This is a genomic window from Inquilinus sp. NPDC058860 (assembly GCF_042743185.1).
Lineage (GTDB): Bacteria > Pseudomonadota > Alphaproteobacteria > DSM-16000 > Inquilinaceae > Inquilinus.
Map to the genome: position 1 here is coordinate 125,760 of NZ_JBHYMS010000009.1, position 13,708 is coordinate 139,467.

The 13,708-nt window shown below is 64.9% G+C and carries 14 protein-coding genes; 6 read left to right on the forward strand and 8 right to left on the reverse strand.

Features of this window, described 5'->3' with window-relative positions; genetic code table 11:
* The first annotated feature begins 102 nt into the window (after positions 1 to 102).
* The 5 genes from ACFW16_RS08705 (at position 103) to ACFW16_RS08725 (ending at position 5,555) form a co-directional block, all read left to right on the forward strand.
* On the forward strand, positions 103 to 1,086 hold the full coding sequence (locus ACFW16_RS08705; RefSeq protein ID WP_380303862.1) for a peptidylprolyl isomerase: 984 nt from the start codon (positions 103 to 105) through the stop codon (positions 1,084 to 1,086).
* A gap of 28 nt (positions 1,087 to 1,114) precedes the next feature.
* The gene (argJ, locus tag ACFW16_RS08710) at positions 1,115 to 2,347 is read left to right on the forward strand and encodes a bifunctional glutamate N-acetyltransferase/amino-acid acetyltransferase ArgJ (protein WP_380303864.1); all 1,233 of its coding nucleotides are present in this window, start codon (positions 1,115 to 1,117) and stop codon (positions 2,345 to 2,347) included.
* A 179-nt stretch (positions 2,348 to 2,526) separates the two neighbouring features.
* Positions 2,527 to 3,087, forward strand: a complete 561-nt coding sequence (locus ACFW16_RS08715) for a GNAT family N-acetyltransferase (protein ID WP_380303866.1) — start codon at positions 2,527 to 2,529, stop codon at positions 3,085 to 3,087.
* Positions 3,077 to 3,520 carry an 8-oxo-dGTP diphosphatase MutT gene (gene mutT, locus ACFW16_RS08720; RefSeq protein ID WP_380303868.1) on the forward strand — a complete coding sequence of 148 codons (444 nt, stop codon included), beginning with the start codon at positions 3,077 to 3,079 and terminating at the stop codon, positions 3,518 to 3,520. Before ACFW16_RS08715 ends, mutT begins: the two co-directional genes overlap by 11 nt.
* A 193-nt stretch (positions 3,521 to 3,713) precedes the next feature.
* On the forward strand, positions 3,714 to 5,555 hold the full coding sequence (locus ACFW16_RS08725) for an RNA-directed DNA polymerase (protein WP_380303869.1): 1,842 nt from the start codon (positions 3,714 to 3,716) through the stop codon (positions 5,553 to 5,555).
* 129 nt (positions 5,556 to 5,684) lie between these two features.
* On the opposite strand, the gene ACFW16_RS08730 is transcribed toward ACFW16_RS08725, so the two are convergent.
* The 4 genes from ACFW16_RS08730 to ACFW16_RS08745 all read right to left on the reverse strand — a co-directional run bounded on the left by ACFW16_RS08730 (position 5,685) and on the right by ACFW16_RS08745 (position 8,301).
* The gene (locus ACFW16_RS08730; RefSeq protein WP_380303871.1) at positions 5,685 to 5,981 is read right to left on the reverse strand and encodes a type II toxin-antitoxin system RelE/ParE family toxin; all 297 of its coding nucleotides are present in this window, start codon (positions 5,979 to 5,981) and stop codon (positions 5,685 to 5,687) included.
* Complete coding sequence (locus ACFW16_RS08735) at positions 5,978 to 6,286, reverse strand: type II toxin-antitoxin system RelB/DinJ family antitoxin (RefSeq protein ID WP_380303873.1); 309 nt, start codon at positions 6,284 to 6,286, stop codon at positions 5,978 to 5,980. The genes ACFW16_RS08730 and ACFW16_RS08735 overlap by 4 nt, the downstream gene beginning before the upstream one ends.
* 199 nt (positions 6,287 to 6,485) lie before the next feature.
* The gene (locus ACFW16_RS08740) at positions 6,486 to 7,472 is read right to left on the reverse strand and encodes a methyltransferase (protein WP_380303875.1); all 987 of its coding nucleotides are present in this window, start codon (positions 7,470 to 7,472) and stop codon (positions 6,486 to 6,488) included.
* A gap of 151 nt (positions 7,473 to 7,623) precedes the next feature.
* Positions 7,624 to 8,301: a transposase gene (locus tag ACFW16_RS08745; RefSeq protein WP_380303877.1), complete on the reverse strand. Its 678-nt coding sequence runs from the start codon at positions 8,299 to 8,301 to the stop codon at positions 7,624 to 7,626.
* Between the two features lie 210 nt (positions 8,302 to 8,511).
* On the opposite strand from ACFW16_RS08745, the gene ACFW16_RS08750 reads away from it, so the two are divergent.
* Positions 8,512 to 10,188: a PBSX family phage terminase large subunit gene (locus ACFW16_RS08750; protein ID WP_380303879.1), complete on the forward strand. Its 1,677-nt coding sequence runs from the start codon at positions 8,512 to 8,514 to the stop codon at positions 10,186 to 10,188.
* A 91-nt stretch (positions 10,189 to 10,279) separates the two neighbouring features.
* Here ACFW16_RS08750 and ACFW16_RS08755 read toward each other — a convergent pair whose 3' ends face one another.
* The 4 genes from ACFW16_RS08755 to ACFW16_RS08770 all read right to left on the reverse strand — a co-directional run bounded on the left by ACFW16_RS08755 (position 10,280) and on the right by ACFW16_RS08770 (position 13,707).
* The gene (locus tag ACFW16_RS08755) at positions 10,280 to 11,236 is read right to left on the reverse strand and encodes a branched-chain amino acid ABC transporter permease (protein ID WP_380303881.1); all 957 of its coding nucleotides are present in this window, start codon (positions 11,234 to 11,236) and stop codon (positions 10,280 to 10,282) included.
* Between the two features lies 1 nt (position 11,237).
* Entirely contained in the window at positions 11,238 to 12,125 is an 888-nt protein-coding gene (locus ACFW16_RS08760) for a branched-chain amino acid ABC transporter permease (protein WP_380303882.1), read from the reverse strand.
* A gap of 126 nt (positions 12,126 to 12,251) precedes the next feature.
* Positions 12,252 to 12,956, reverse strand: coding sequence for an ABC transporter ATP-binding protein (locus ACFW16_RS08765; RefSeq protein ID WP_380303884.1), 705 nt, complete (start codon positions 12,954 to 12,956; stop codon positions 12,252 to 12,254).
* Entirely contained in the window at positions 12,949 to 13,707 is a 759-nt protein-coding gene (locus ACFW16_RS08770) for an ABC transporter ATP-binding protein (protein ID WP_380303886.1), read from the reverse strand. The genes ACFW16_RS08765 and ACFW16_RS08770 overlap by 8 nt, the downstream gene beginning before the upstream one ends.
* Position 13,708 lies beyond the last annotated feature (1 nt).

Below are 13,708 nucleotides of genomic sequence, written 5' to 3' on the forward strand. Positions count from 1 at the left end.
GGCCACGTCGCGCAGCTGGCGCCGCCGCGATCCCATGACCGGATGCCGGCACGTCTCCGCCGAGGCGCCACTCGTCCCACAGGATCTGAAAGGACGCGTTTGATGTCTTCCCTCGCCCTCCGCCTGCTCGCCGGCGCGGCTGCCCTGACGCTCCTGGCCGGTCCGGTCCTGGCCCAGGATGCGGCCAAGCCCGCCGAGGCGCCGGCCGCCGCCCCCGCGGCCGCCGGCGACCAGGCCGGCAAGCCCGACGATCCGGTGGCGGCCACGGTGAACGGCCAGCCGATCCTGCGCTCCGAGGTGCTGGAGGCGATCAACAGCCTGCCGCAGCAGTACCGGCAGATGCCGGTCGAGATGCTGGTGCCGCTGATGGCCGAGCAGGTGGCGACCGCCCGCCTGGTGGCGCAGAAGGGCGTCGACGCCGGGCTGCAGAACGACCCCGAGGTCAAGGACCGGCTGGCGACGGCCGAGCGCCGGATCATCCAGGACGTCTGGCTGCAGCGCCAGCTGAAGGCCAAGATCACCGACCAGGCGATCCAGGACGCCTACAAGAAGTACCTGGCCGACAACCCGCCGCAGGACCAGGTCAAGGCCCGCCACATCCTCGTCGACAGCGAGGACAAGGCCAAGGATCTGGTCAAGAAGCTGGAGGGCGGCGCCAAGTTCGAGGAGCTGGCCAACGCCAACACCACCGACCCGTCGGGCAAGGATTCCGGCGGCGACCTGGGCTGGTTCTCCAAGGAGCAGATGGTGCCGGAATTCGCCGACGCCGCCTTCAAGCTGGAGAAGGGCAAGTTCACCACCGCCCCGGTGAAGACCCAGTTCGGCTGGCATGTCATCCTGGTCGAGGACAAGCGCACCCTGCCGCAGCCGACGCTGGACGAGGTCAAGCCGCAGATCGAGGAGCAGCTGTCGCAGCAGCTGGTGCCGCAGATCATCGCCGAGGTGAAGCAGGGCGCCGAGATCGTGGTGATGGGCCAGGACGGCAAGCCGCTGCCCCCGCCCAGCACCGACGCGCCGGCCGCCGATCCCGCGGCCCCGGCCGCGCCGGCCGGCGAGCAGCCGCAGCAGCCCGCGCCGAGCAAGTAGCCGGCGCGACGAGACGGGGGAGGGGACCATGGCCGGAGCATTGCCGCGTTCGCCGCTCGCGCCCGAGCGGCTGCCGGACCTGTCGCCGATCGCGGGCGTGCGGCTGGCCGCCGCCGCCTGCGGGCTGAAGAAGACGGGGGCGCCGGACGTGCTGTTCGTCGCCCTCGACCCCGGCACCAGTGCGGCGGGCGTCTACACCCGCTCGCGCTGCCCCTCGGCCCCGGTGGACTGGTGCCGCCGGGCGCTGCCCCAGGGCTCGGCCCGGGCGGTGGTGGTGAATGCCGGCAACGCCAACGCCTTCACCGGCCAGGCCGGGGTGAAGACGGTGGCGTCGACCGTGGTGGCCGCGGCCAAGCTGGTCGGCTGCGAGTGGGAGGAGGTGTTCGTCGCCTCCACCGGCGTGATCGGCCAGCCGCTGCCGGAGGACCGCATCGCCCGGCACCTGCCCGATCTGGCCAAGGTGCTGGGCGAAGACTGGGCGGGGGCGGCGGAGGCGATCCGCACCACCGACACCTTCGCCAAGGGCGCGACGCGCACCGCCACGATCGGCGGCACCGTGGTCACCCTCACCGGCATCGCCAAGGGGTCGGGCATGATCGCGCCGGACATGGCGACGATGCTGTCCTTCGTGTTCACCGACGCCGCCATTCCGGCGCCGCTCTTGCAGAAGGCGCTGGCGGCGGCGGTCGACACGTCGTTCAACGCCATCACGGTGGACGGCGACACCTCGACCAGCGACACGCTGATGCTGTTCGCCACCGGCCAGGCCGGCAACCCGGTGCCGGCCGGGGGCGACGGCGACCTGGCCGACTTCCAGCGGGCGCTGGACGACCTGACCGCCGACCTGGCGCGCCAGGTGGTGTGCGACGGCGAAGGCGCGCAGAAGCTGATCACCATCAGGGTCCGGGGCGCGATCTCCGATCGCTCGGCCCGGCGCATCGGCCTGGCCATCGCCAATTCGCCGCTCCTGAAGACCGCGGTGGCGGGCGAGGACGCGAACTGGGGCCGCATCGTCATGGCGGTGGGCAAGTCGGGCGAGCCGGCGGACCGGGACAAGCTCGGCATCGCCATCGGCGGCGTGCAGGTGGCGCGCGACGGCATGGTGGTGGACGGCTATGACGAGGCGCCGGTGGCGGCGCATATGAAGACCCGGTCGATCGAGATCGAGGTCGACATCGGCATCGGCCGCGGCCAGGCCACGGTCTGGACCTGCGACCTCACGCATGGGTATATCTCCATCAATGCGGATTACCGTAGTTAGCCCGGACTGAAGCGGAGCTGGCACGGGACGAACTGAGGTCGGCCAGTGCATCGGGGCAAGGGCAGGATATCGAGCGTCTTCATAGGGCCTCCGGCGAGGCCTTCTCGGAACAGCGTCCGGCCTTCCGTGGCCCGCTCCGGCCCGGGCCCGTCCCACCCCAGCCGAGAGCCCGTGGCCCCGTGACCGAGCTGCCGGAGGAGCTGGAGACCGAGCGGCTGAGGCTGCGCCGGCACCGCCCCTCCGATGCCGGGGAGATCACGCATCTGCTGGACGACTGGGAGGTGGTGCGCTGGCTGTCGGACGTGCCGTTCCCCTACCGCTTCGCCGATGCCGAGGACTGGATCCGGACGGCGGAGAAGCGCTGGATCGCGGGGCGCGAGTACCAGTTCGTGGCGACGCTGGCCGACAGCGGCGCCGTGATCGGCCATATGGGGCTGGCGATCGCGACCAACGGCCGGGTGGGCAGCTTCGGCTACTGGTTCGGCCGGCGCTACTGGGGCCAGGGCTTCGCCACCGAGGCGGCGCAGGCGGTGATCGCGTTCGGCTTCCTCGATCTGCGGCTGGAGCGGATCCAGGCCGCCTACCACCCCGACAACGGCCCGTCGGGCCATGTGCTGGTCAAGGCCGGGCTGATGACCGACGGGATCAAGACCATTGAGTTCAAGGCGCTGGGGCAGGCGGTGCCCTGCCCTCTCTTCGCCCTCAGCCGCCAGGATTATCTGAAGATCTATGCCGCCTGACGCCCCCGCCCCTGCCGTTCCCGCCGCGCCCGCCCTGCCGATGGTGCTGGTGGTGGCCGTCGCCCTGGTCGACGCCGACGGCCGGGTGCTGATCGCGCAGCGGCCGCCGGGCAAGTCGATGGCGGGCCTGTGGGAGTTCCCGGGCGGCAAGGTCGATCCGGGCGAGACGCCGGAGGCGGCGCTGATCCGCGAGCTGCGCGAGGAGCTGGCGATCGACACGGAGGAGAGCTGCCTGGCCCCCTTCACCTTCGCCAGCCACCGCTACGAGCGTTTCCACCTGCTGATGCCGCTCTACCTCTGCCGCCGCTGGCAGGGCACGCCGCAGCCGCGCGAGGGCCAGACCCTGGCCTGGGTGGCGCCGAACAAGCTGCGCGAGTATCCGATGCCGCCGGCGGACAAGCCGCTGGTGGCGATGTTGAGGGATGTGGTGTGAGGGAGGCAGAGCTCTCAGGAGTCGTCGTTATGAAAAGTGCAGCGACATCGCGGGAATTCGCTAAAAATGTACTATGACCGCTATAGCCCTTGTCTCTTGACGCGGCCGGCGGGCGGCGCTGTCCGCCAGATAATCGAGTTTGTAGACATTTATTGGCTATCCTGATGTTTTGAATTGAGGTTCGATAGCTAAAATGAAATCGCCTAAATTTCGCTTCTCTCTAAAGGATTTAGAAAGTTGTTTAAACACGGATTCTATAAAACTGGCATGGAAGAAAAAGCTCGGTGCTCAAATCAGAAAACAAATTATCGTCGATTTAATTGAATTTAAAGATATAGATCAGGAAATAGACATAATTGCACAAGACATTTGCTCAGAAATATCATCAGCTCAGTATTATCCTAATAAACCGAAGCACTATCTAGTAGAAAAATCGAGAGGCCTTTGTAGGCAGATGACTCTCGCCCATCCTAGAGATCTGATTGTGCTGCAATGTCTATCAAGTGCATTGTATAAGGAAATAAAGGGCAGTCAGCCAACGAAGAAAGCCTTTTTCGAACCCGGTGATCAAAAGTTTAGCAAAGATCAACTTCTTATTGAGGAAGGTGACTACGGCGCAATCGCTTCATGGAAGAGGTTTCAACAAAAAATATTTGAATTTTCGAAGGAACGCAGATTCATCGTTGTAACAGATGTGGCCAATTTTTATGATTTCATAAATTTCTCACACATGAGAAATATTATATCTTCGTTATGTAACATAAAGGAGCCAATATTAGATTTCTTAATATTTATTCTTAATGAAATTTCCTGGAATCCTGATTTCATGCCCAGAAATGGGATAGGGTTGCCGCAGATGGAGCTTGAGGCCCCAAGAGTACTTGCAAATGCGATGCTATATGAACTTGATAAAGTAGCAGAAGAACATTCCTTCGGCGACTATGTTAGATTTATGGATGATATAGACGTTGGAGTTGACACCATACACGCGGCTAAATGTGTTGTCAGGGATATCGATCTGGCTTTACAGTCAAGACAACTCCGCCTTAATTCAAGTAAAACAATGATATTGCGGACGGAAAATGGTGACGCTCAACGACACTTCTGTATAAAAGAGAATAAATTTCTCGATTATTGTTCGAAATTGCTGTCTAGAAAAAGGGAATTAAGTATAGAAGTCGCAAAGAAAGCATTGATCAAAAGCTATGAGATATGGGCGAATAGAGATGAAAAAGGTAATATAGGAGAAAATAGTAGATTCTTTATTGGTAACGGGGAAAAAATTTTTAAAAGGATCTTAAAATGTATGAAGTATGCAAATTTATATCCTAGAGTGGATGATCTTTTGTGGCTGATAAAACAAAGACCCAGTCTGCGGTCTTCCTGTTTCAGGGAATTATATCGTACAAAGAACGCAAACTACGTTTTCAGCGAAATTTTAAAATCTTTCTATAATGAAACATTTGTTGATGATTCCGTTTTCGTGGAAATGGCTATATTTTGCATCCATGCAAGATTCCAGTATAGCAAAGAATTGATATTGGAGATAAAAGGCTTCATAGAATTCTTGACGGAAAAAAATACAACGTTCACAATATACTCAGCTATACTTATTGCATCAAGGTTTTTGAAGCCTGGAGAAATTCTAAAAATAATAGAGACGTCTTATAATACGTGGCGATCAGATTATTGGCTTTCGCGTGTAGTTGGCGGTCTTTCCCCGAGGATGTTTGGAAATAACCAGATCAATAAAAAATTTGAAGCCATTGTGAGGCTTTCTGGAAGCCAAGATGCTCAGGCTGTTCTTGATTTCCACATCAAGATTAGATCAGATGTTAACAGTGTTGCTAAAATATTCTCATATGCAAAAAGTGAAAATTACACATATCCACAGAATATATATTATCCAAAAGCGCTAATAATATTGTCGATATATAGAAATAAGCAAGCAAGTCACTATTTATCCAAAATACTTAGCACGCACAAATCTCTGTCAGAAGATGATTTTTATAAGCGGTGGGCCGCCTGGAGCTAACAAGAGGAGGAATTCGAATTCGGTGACAGTGCACTGGACTGCACCCCCGGGATGAGACAGAAGACGTGGAGACGAAAGGGGGCTGCCGGGTCAGTGGGGTCGAGTGTTCGTGACGTCGGCGGTCAAAGGCTAACGCTCGTCGATCAGGTTCTCCGACCACTCCCGCGCGCTGTGCAGGATGCGCAGGATCCTCACCGTGCCATCCTCGATCCGGTAGATCACGAAATAGGGCGTGCGCCCGACGGTCAACTCGCGGGTGCCCTCCACCCGGCCCGGCCGTCCACTATGCGGCAGCTGGAGCAGCGTCAGGACGCGAGCCAGAATCCGCTCATCGACGAGCGCAGCTGCGCGAGGATTCTCGGCTTCGATGTGGTCGTAGATGGCGAGACGATCCCCCTCGGCGGCCGGGCGCCAGCGCAGCTTCAAGATTTGCCGGCGGCCAGCTTGCGCCGAGTCTGAGCCCGCCGCGCGGCGAACCTGGCTTCCACCTCGTCATGCGGGACGTCCGGCCGCGGGTCGTCAAGCGCCTCCCGCACCTTGGCGCGGACCCACGCGTCATAGGCCTCCGGGTCGACCGCCAGCCCGGCCGGCAGGGCACCCTCATTCGCGACCCGGGTGAGCAGCATCCGCACCGCATCGGATACGGTTAGCCCCATCTGCGCGAGCACCAGCGACGCCTTGTCCCTCAAGACGGGGTCGATGCGGGTCTGGATCAGTGCACTTGCCGCCATGTCGATCCTCCTGTGCGGTCACAGTGTACTGCAAACGCATTACACGTCAAGCTGGTGAAGTGGACCCGGGCGAGGCAGGGAATTGGGGCGGCATCGCCGCCAAACACTCGAGGTAGGAGCCGTATGCCTTGATCGGGCACGTACGGATCCGTGCGGGGGGCGCTCAGCAATGGGCGTCCCTACCGCGATCCGAATTGCCTTACGGCTTGCGGCCGATCACGGCGCCGTTCGCGGCGGGTGCGTCGAACCGGACCGTCTCGACGTGCCGGAATCCGGCGTCCTCGAGCCACGCCGAATATTCGGCCGGCGTGTAGTTTCGCCCTTCCGTCTCGATCAGCATGTTGAGGCTCATCAGCGCGGCCGGCGCCGGCCCGGTCTTCTCGTCATTGACGAGAAGCTCGCTGATGACGACGGCGCCGCCGCTCGGCAGAGCCGCGAAGGACCGGCGCAGCAGGGCGCGGTTCTTCGCCTCGTCCCAATCGTGCAGGATCATCGACAGGAGATGCACGTCGTGATCCCCGGGAAGCTGCTCGAAGAAGCTGCCGCCTGCGGTCTCGATCCGGTCGGTCAAGCCGGCCCCGGCGATCTTTCCCGCGGCGATCGCGGCCACATGCGGCAGGTCGAACACGGTCGCGCGCAGCGCCTCATACTGTCTGCAGAGCTCGATGTCGTACGCGCCCGATCCGCCGCCGATGTCCAGGAGGCGGCGGAAACGACCGAGATCCACGGCTTCGCCGAGCTTGCGCGCGGTCATCGTGGAAAGCGAATGCATCGCCTCCCAGAAGAGGGCCAGCATCGTCGGATCCTCGCCGTCGAAGATCGAGGATTGCACCGTGGGGTCCCACGTGGTCGGCCGATTCGTGCGCAGCGCTTCGGCAAGCCTTCCCCAGCCCGCGTAGAGCCGCTTGTCGGCCATCTGCACGAAGCCACCGAAGTAATACGGCTTTCCGCGCACGAGATAGGCTTCGCTCAAGGGCGTATTGCGATAACGGCCGTCCGTTTTCTCCAGAAGCCCGAGTGCAGCGCAGCCGGTCAACAGCATCTCGGCCGGGCGTGGATGCAGGCCGAGCGCTTGCGCGAGCTCCGCAACCGTGGTGCCGGCGCCGCCCGCCAGGCGGCTGAAGAGGTCCAGATCATGCGCGGCGGCCAGGGTCTTGAAGGCCCAGAAACCGGTCGAAAGCGCCATCAGCGGGACGGCGGAAGGAAGCTCCGGCGGGGCGGCAAGAGTGTTTGTTCGAGGCATTTCGGCCTCCCATGTTCCAGACTGCGACCGATCCGACTGCGGAACTTATGAAAAAAGCTCTTCAAGCCGTTGTTACCCGGGTCACAGGCCAGAATTACGGTGACAGTGCACTTTTAGCAGGCTTCCGCCCGCGTCTGGCCGGAGCGAGAGGCCTGCCGCTCTCGCGTTCGAGCCGGTCCAGGAACTCGCGGCCGCCGAGCGGCCGGCCGATCTGCTCGGCCCGCCGCAACCGCATCGACGCCGCCTCGTCCTCGCCGGCGGCGAGGACCGCGGCGAAATCGGGATGGCGCGACAGCACAGGCTCCGCGGCGGTCAGGCCGTCCGCCTCGATCCGGCCGAGATGGACCGGCGCGCTGGACCAGGGCCAGTCCGCCGCCCGCTCCACCAGCCCGGCCCGCACCGGATTGAGCGCAACGTAGCGCAGCGCCGCCCCGAGATGCTCCTCATCCATCGCGACGCAGCCGAAACGCCCCTGCCAGAAATGGCCGCTGCGCCCGAGCCGGGCATGGATGTGGCCGGCATAGTACCGGTGCACCGGCGCCAGCGCCCGGCGGAGACCGTCCGGATCGCTCGGCACCAGGATCAGATGGACGTGGTTCGGCATCAGCACCCAGGACCAGACCTCGACCTCCGCCGCCGCGCAGTGGGTGCCGAGCAGGTCGCGGTAGAGCGCGTAATCCGCGTCGCAGAAGAAGGTCTGCGCCCGTCCGTTGCCGCGCTGGGTGACATGGTGCGGAAGCCCCGGAAAGACCGCACGCGCCAGCCGAGCCATGGCCCCTCCCGTCCTGCGCCGTCAGCATAGCATGGCGCCCAAAAACTGCACTGTCACCGAATAAGCGGATGACGGGCCAGGAGCCGGCATCTCGATATGTTCCCTTTTTGTTCTTGACATGATGCCGCATCGCGCCGCATAATCCAGGCACAGTCGAAGAGTTGCGCCCGCCCGGCCCCGCCGCGGCGGGCTTTTTCATGCGAGGACGGGATGGAGCTGAAGCAGCTGAAGAAGAGCCATTGGCATTTCATCGCGTGTTTTCTCAGCCACGGCGTCGCGTCCCAGGCGGCCTTGGGGGCCGGCTACTCGAAGAAGAACCCCGGGACCGTCGGCTGCCGCCTGCTGCACAAGCCGGAGGTCCTGGCCGGCTGCCTCATGCAGGCGATCGCGATGCACGCCGAGGGGCAGGGGCCGGACGGGCGGGCGGTGCGCCAGCTGTGCGAGATCGTCCCGGACCGCCTGGGAAAGGGCCTGAACGAGCATGATTTCGCCGGCCTGCCGTCGGTCGAGGAGGCGTTCCGGCAATTCTGCCTCGCCCTGGGGCTGGACCAACGCAGGATGATGCCGCTGCCCATGCCGATCCTGCCAAGGCCGGCACCGGATGGGACCGGGACGGCGCCGGACGGGGCGGAGGCCGCGGCCGTACCGGCGGCACCGGCCGCGCCGCGGGCGCCGCTGGCCCCGCCGCGGCTGAGGCTGGCGCCCACCTTCCGGGGTCTCAAGAAGCCGTCGCGCTACAAGGCGCTGCATGGCGGGCGCGGCTCGGGCAAGTCGCATGTCTTCGCCGAGCTCCTGGTGCGGCGCTGCTTCGAGCGGCCGACCCGGGCGGTGTGCATCCGCGAGGTGCAGCGGTCGCTGGACCAGTCGGTGAAGCGGCTGATCGAGGACAAGATCCAGGCGCTCGGCCTCGGCGCCGCCTTCACCGTCCAGGCCGACCGGATCCTCGGGCCGGGTGAGGGGCGGATCATCTTCCAGGGCATGCAGAACCACACGGCGGAGAGCATCAAGTCGCTGGAGGGCTACGACATCGCCTGGGTGGAGGAGGCGCAGTCGCTGTCGAAGCGCAGCCTGGAGCTGCTGCGCCCGACCATCCGCAGGCCGGAGTCGGAGCTGTGGTTCTCCTGGAACCCGACCCGGCCGGACGACCCGGTCGACCAGCTGTTCCGCGCCGGGGCGAAGCCGCCGCGAACCACGCTGATCGAGGCCAACTGGATGGCGAACCCGCATTTCCCGAAGGTGCTGAAGGCGGAGATGGAATGGGACCGCGAGCGCGACCCGGACAAGTACCAGCATGTCTGGCTGGGCGGCTATCAGCGCATCAGCGAGGCGCGGGTGTTCCGCAACTGGCGGGTCGAGCCGTTCGAGACGCCGGCCAAGGCCCGCTTCCTGTTCGGTGCCGACTGGGGCTTCGCCCGCGACCCGACCGTGCTGGTGCGCTGCTTCCTGGTGGGCCGGACGCTGCATGTCGACCACGAGGCCTATCGGGTCGGCTGCGAGATCGACCGCACGCCGGCGCTGTTCGACACGGTGCCGGGGGCGCGCGACTGGCCGATCGTGGCCGACGGCGCCCGGCCGGAGACGATCAGCTACATGCAGCGCTACGGCTTCCCGCGGCTGCGGGCGGCGGCGAAGGGCGCCGGGTCGGTCAAGGAGGGCGTCGAGTTCCTGAAGAGCTGCGACATCCTGGTGCATCCGCGCTGCCGGCACCTGATCGACGAGCTGGCGCTGTACAGCTGGCGCACCGACCCGCGCACCGGCGACGTCCTGCCCGAGCTGGAGGACCGCGAGAACCACGCCATCGACGCCCTGCGCTATGCCCTGGAAGGCCAGAGGAGCGGCAGCACCTACGACGCCAGCCTGAGCTGGGTGGGGACGGGGAGGTGGTGAGGATGGCTGCGTAGGCTGGGTTCGCGTAGCGAACCCAGCACGGGGACGGCGGGCTGTTGGGTTCGCCAAGCGGCGAACCCAACCTACGATGTCAGCTCTTCCTTCGCAGCCAATGCGCGATCTCGCCGACGATGCCGCGGCGGAACAGCAGGACGACGACGACGAAGATCGCGCCGGTCACCACCGTCACCGGCAGGGCGGATTCGGCCAGGTAGTTCTGCAGCGTCACCACCAGGCCGGCGCCGACCACCGGGCCGACCAGCGTGCCGATGCCGCCGAGCAGCGTCATCAGGATCACCTCGCCCGACATCTGCCACTGGATGTCGGTCAGCGAGGCCAGCTGGAACACCAGCGCCTTGGTGCCGCCGGCGAGGCCGGCCAGCGCCGCCGACATGACGAAGGCGGTCAGCTTGTAGGCGTCGACCCGGTAGCCCAGCGAGATCGCCCGCGGCTCGTTCTCGCGGATCGCCTTCAGGATCTGGCCGAAGGGCGAGTTGACGATGCGCCAGATGACGAAGAAGCCGAGGCCGAAGATCGCCAGCACGACATAGTAGAAGGTCAGCGAATCCGACAGGTCGAGCAGGCCGAACATGCGGTCCTGCGGCACCGACTGGATGCCGTCCTCGCCGCCGGTGAAGGGGGCCTGCAGGGCGACGAAGAACACCATCTGCGACAGCGCCAGGGTGATCATGGCGAAGTAGATGCCCTGGCGGCGGATCGCCAGGAAGCCCATCACCAGCCCCATCCCTGCGGCGGCGGCGGTGCCGGCCAGGATCGCCAGCTCCGGCGGCCAGCCCCAGATCTTCGCCGCATGCGCGGTGACATAGGCGGCGCCGCCGAAGAAGGCGGCGTGGCCGAAGGACAAGAGGCCGACATAGCCGATCAGGAGGTTGAAGGCGCAGGCGAACAGGGCGAAGCACAAGAGCTTCATCAGGAAGACGGGGTACAGGACATAGGGCGCGCCGAGGGCCAGGACCGCGACCGCCAGCGCGATGGCGATCCGCGTCCCGTTCAGGCCTTCCGCCTGGCCCCGGTCGATCGCCGCCATCTCAGCGCTCCCGCCCGAACAGGCCGGCGGGGCGGACCAGCAGCACCAGCGCCATGATGACGAAGACCACGATGTTCGAGGCCGGCGGGTAGAACACCTTGGTCAGCCCCTCGAAGATGCCGAGTGCGAAGCCGGTGACGATGGCGCCGAGGATCGACCCCATGCCGCCGATCACCACCACGGCGAAGACGACGATGATCAGGTTCGACCCCATCAGCGGGCTGACCTGGTAGACCGGCGCCGCCAGCACCCCGGCCAGGCCGGCCAGGCCGACGCCGAAGGCGTAGGTCAGGGTGATCATCCGCGGCACGTTGATGCCGAAGGCCTGGACCAGGGTCGGGTTCTCGGTGGCGGCGCGGAGGGTGGCGCCGAGCGGGGTCTTCTCGATCACGAACCAGGTGGCGAAGCAGATCACCAGCGAGGCCAGGACGACCCAGCCGCGGTAGATCGGCAGCACCATGAAGCCCAGGTTGACCGCGCCGGTCAGCATCGCCGGCGGGCTGTAGGGCTGGCCCGAGGTGCCGTACAGGCTGCGGAACAGCCCCTCCAGGATCAGGGTGACGCCGAAGGTCAGGAGGAGGCCGTAGAGCGGGTCGAGCCGGTAGAGGCGCGCCAGGAACAGCTTTTCCAGCACGATCCCGGTGATCGCGACCGCGATCGGCGCCAGCACCAGCGCCGGCCAGTAGCCGATGCCGAGGAAGTTCAGCAGCATCCAGGCGGCGAAGGCGCCCAGCATGTACTGCGCGCCATGGGCGAAGTTGATGACGTTGAGCAGGCCGAAGATCACGGCCAGGCCCAGGCTGAGCAGGGCATAGAACGATCCGTTGATCAGCCCCAACAGCAGCTGGCCGAACAGCACCTGGGTCGGGATGCCGAGCAGCGGGATCATGGTGCGGTCCCCATCCCGCGACGTAGGTTGGGTTCGCGGCACGCGAACCCAACATTGGTGCGGTCGGCGCGATGTTGGGTTCGCGAGGGCGAACCCAACCTACGAAGCTTGCTGCTGCCCTTCATCTCAGACCCCCAGCGTCTCATGCAGCAGATCCATCTTGCCGGCCATCTCCTCGCGCCGGATCTCGGCCACCACCCGGCCGTCCTCCATCACGTAGTGGCGGTCGGCCAGGGTGCTGGCGAAGCGGAAGTTCTGCTCGACCAGCAGGATGGTCATGCCCTGGGCCTTCAGCGTACGCAGCACCTCGCCGATGCGCTGCACGATCACCGGCGCCAGCCCCTCGGTCGGCTCGTCCAGCAGCAGCAGGCGCACGCCGGTGCGCAGCACCCGGGCGATCGCCAGCATCTGCTGCTCGCCGCCCGACAGCTTGGTGCCCTGGCTCGACGCCCGCTCGGCCAGGTTCGGGAACAGGCGGTGGATCTCGGCCAGGCTCATGCCGCCCTCGGCCACCCTGGGCGGCAGCGTCATGTTCTCGGCCACCGACAGCGAGGCGAAGATGCCGCGCTCCTCCGGCACATAGCCGATGCCGGCGCGGGCGATCCGGTGCGGCGGCGTCGCCATCAGGTCGGCGCCATCCATCCGGATGGTGCCCTGGCGGCGGCGCAGGATGCCCATGACGGCGCGCAGGGTCGAGGTCTTGCCGGCGCCGTTGCGGCCCAGCAGGGTCACGGTCTCGCCCGGGAACACGTCGAGGTCGACGCCGTGCAGCACGTGGCTCTCGCCGTAGAAGCCCTGCAGGCCGCGGACATGGAGCAGGGGCTCAGCCATGCTCGGACCCCATATAGGCCTCGCGCACCCGCGGGTCGGCCGAGACCTCGGCGTAGCTGCCCTCGGCCAGGATCTCGCCGCGCTGCAGCACCGTGACCCGGTGGCAGAGATCGGCGACGACCGACAGGTTGTGCTCGACCATCAGCACGGTGCGGTCGGCCCCGACCTTGCGGATCAGGTCGGCGATGCGGCCGATCTCCTCATGCCCCATGCCGGCCATCGGCTCGTCCAGCAGCAGCATCGGCGGGTCGAGCGCCAGGGTGGTGGCGATCTCCAGCGCCCGCTTGCGGCCATAGGACAGGTCGACCGCGGCGGTGCGGGCGAACTCGGTCAGGTTGACCGCCTCGATCAGGTCGAGGGCGCGCTCGTCCAGCCGGCGCAGCACCCGGTCCGAGCGCCAGAACTGGCGCGACAGGCCTTCCGGCCGCTGCAGCGCCACCCGGACGTTCTCCAGCACGGTCAGATGCGGGAACACGGCCGAGATCTGGAACGACCGCACCAGGCCGCGCCGCGCCACCTCGGCCGGCTTCAGCCGGGTGATGTCCTGGCCGCGGAAGGCGATGCGGCCGGCGGTCGGCTGATGGAACTTGGTCAGCAGGTTGAAGACGGTGGTCTTGCCGGCGCCGTTCGGCCCGATCAGGGCGTGGATCGTGCCCTCGCGCACGCTGAGGTCCACGCCCTTGACGGCGAGGAAGCCGCGGAAGGCCTTGGTCAGGCCCTCCGCCACCAGGATCGGCTGGGACTCCGCCATC

Bases quoted from the DNA above. Each gene is read 5' to 3' on its own strand.
- ACFW16_RS08705 (WP_380303862.1), top strand. From the start codon at position 103: ATGTCTTCCCTCGCCCTCCGCCTGCTCGCCGGCGCGGCTGCCCTGACG.
- ACFW16_RS08745 (WP_380303877.1), bottom strand. From the start codon at position 8,301: ATGGCTCGGCTGGCGCGTGCGGTCTTTCCGGGGCTTCCGCACCATGTC.
- ACFW16_RS08770 (WP_380303886.1), bottom strand. From the start codon at position 13,707: ATGGCGGAGTCCCAGCCGATCCTGGTGGCGGAGGGCCTGACCAAGGCC.
- argJ (WP_380303864.1), top strand. From the start codon at position 1,115: ATGGCCGGAGCATTGCCGCGTTCGCCGCTCGCGCCCGAGCGGCTGCCG.
- ACFW16_RS08740 (WP_380303875.1), bottom strand. From the start codon at position 7,472: ATGGCGCTTTCGACCGGTTTCTGGGCCTTCAAGACCCTGGCCGCCGCG.
- ACFW16_RS08750 (WP_380303879.1), top strand. From the start codon at position 8,512: ATGGAGCTGAAGCAGCTGAAGAAGAGCCATTGGCATTTCATCGCGTGT.
- ACFW16_RS08735 (WP_380303873.1), bottom strand. From the start codon at position 6,286: ATGGCGGCAAGTGCACTGATCCAGACCCGCATCGACCCCGTCTTGAGG.
- ACFW16_RS08765 (WP_380303884.1), bottom strand. From the start codon at position 12,956: ATGGCTGAGCCCCTGCTCCATGTCCGCGGCCTGCAGGGCTTCTACGGC.
- mutT (WP_380303868.1), top strand. From the start codon at position 3,077: ATGCCGCCTGACGCCCCCGCCCCTGCCGTTCCCGCCGCGCCCGCCCTG.
- ACFW16_RS08755 (WP_380303881.1), bottom strand. From the start codon at position 11,236: ATGGCGGCGATCGACCGGGGCCAGGCGGAAGGCCTGAACGGGACGCGG.
- ACFW16_RS08725 (WP_380303869.1), top strand. From the start codon at position 3,714: ATGAAATCGCCTAAATTTCGCTTCTCTCTAAAGGATTTAGAAAGTTGT.
- ACFW16_RS08760 (WP_380303882.1), bottom strand. From the start codon at position 12,125: ATGATCCCGCTGCTCGGCATCCCGACCCAGGTGCTGTTCGGCCAGCTG.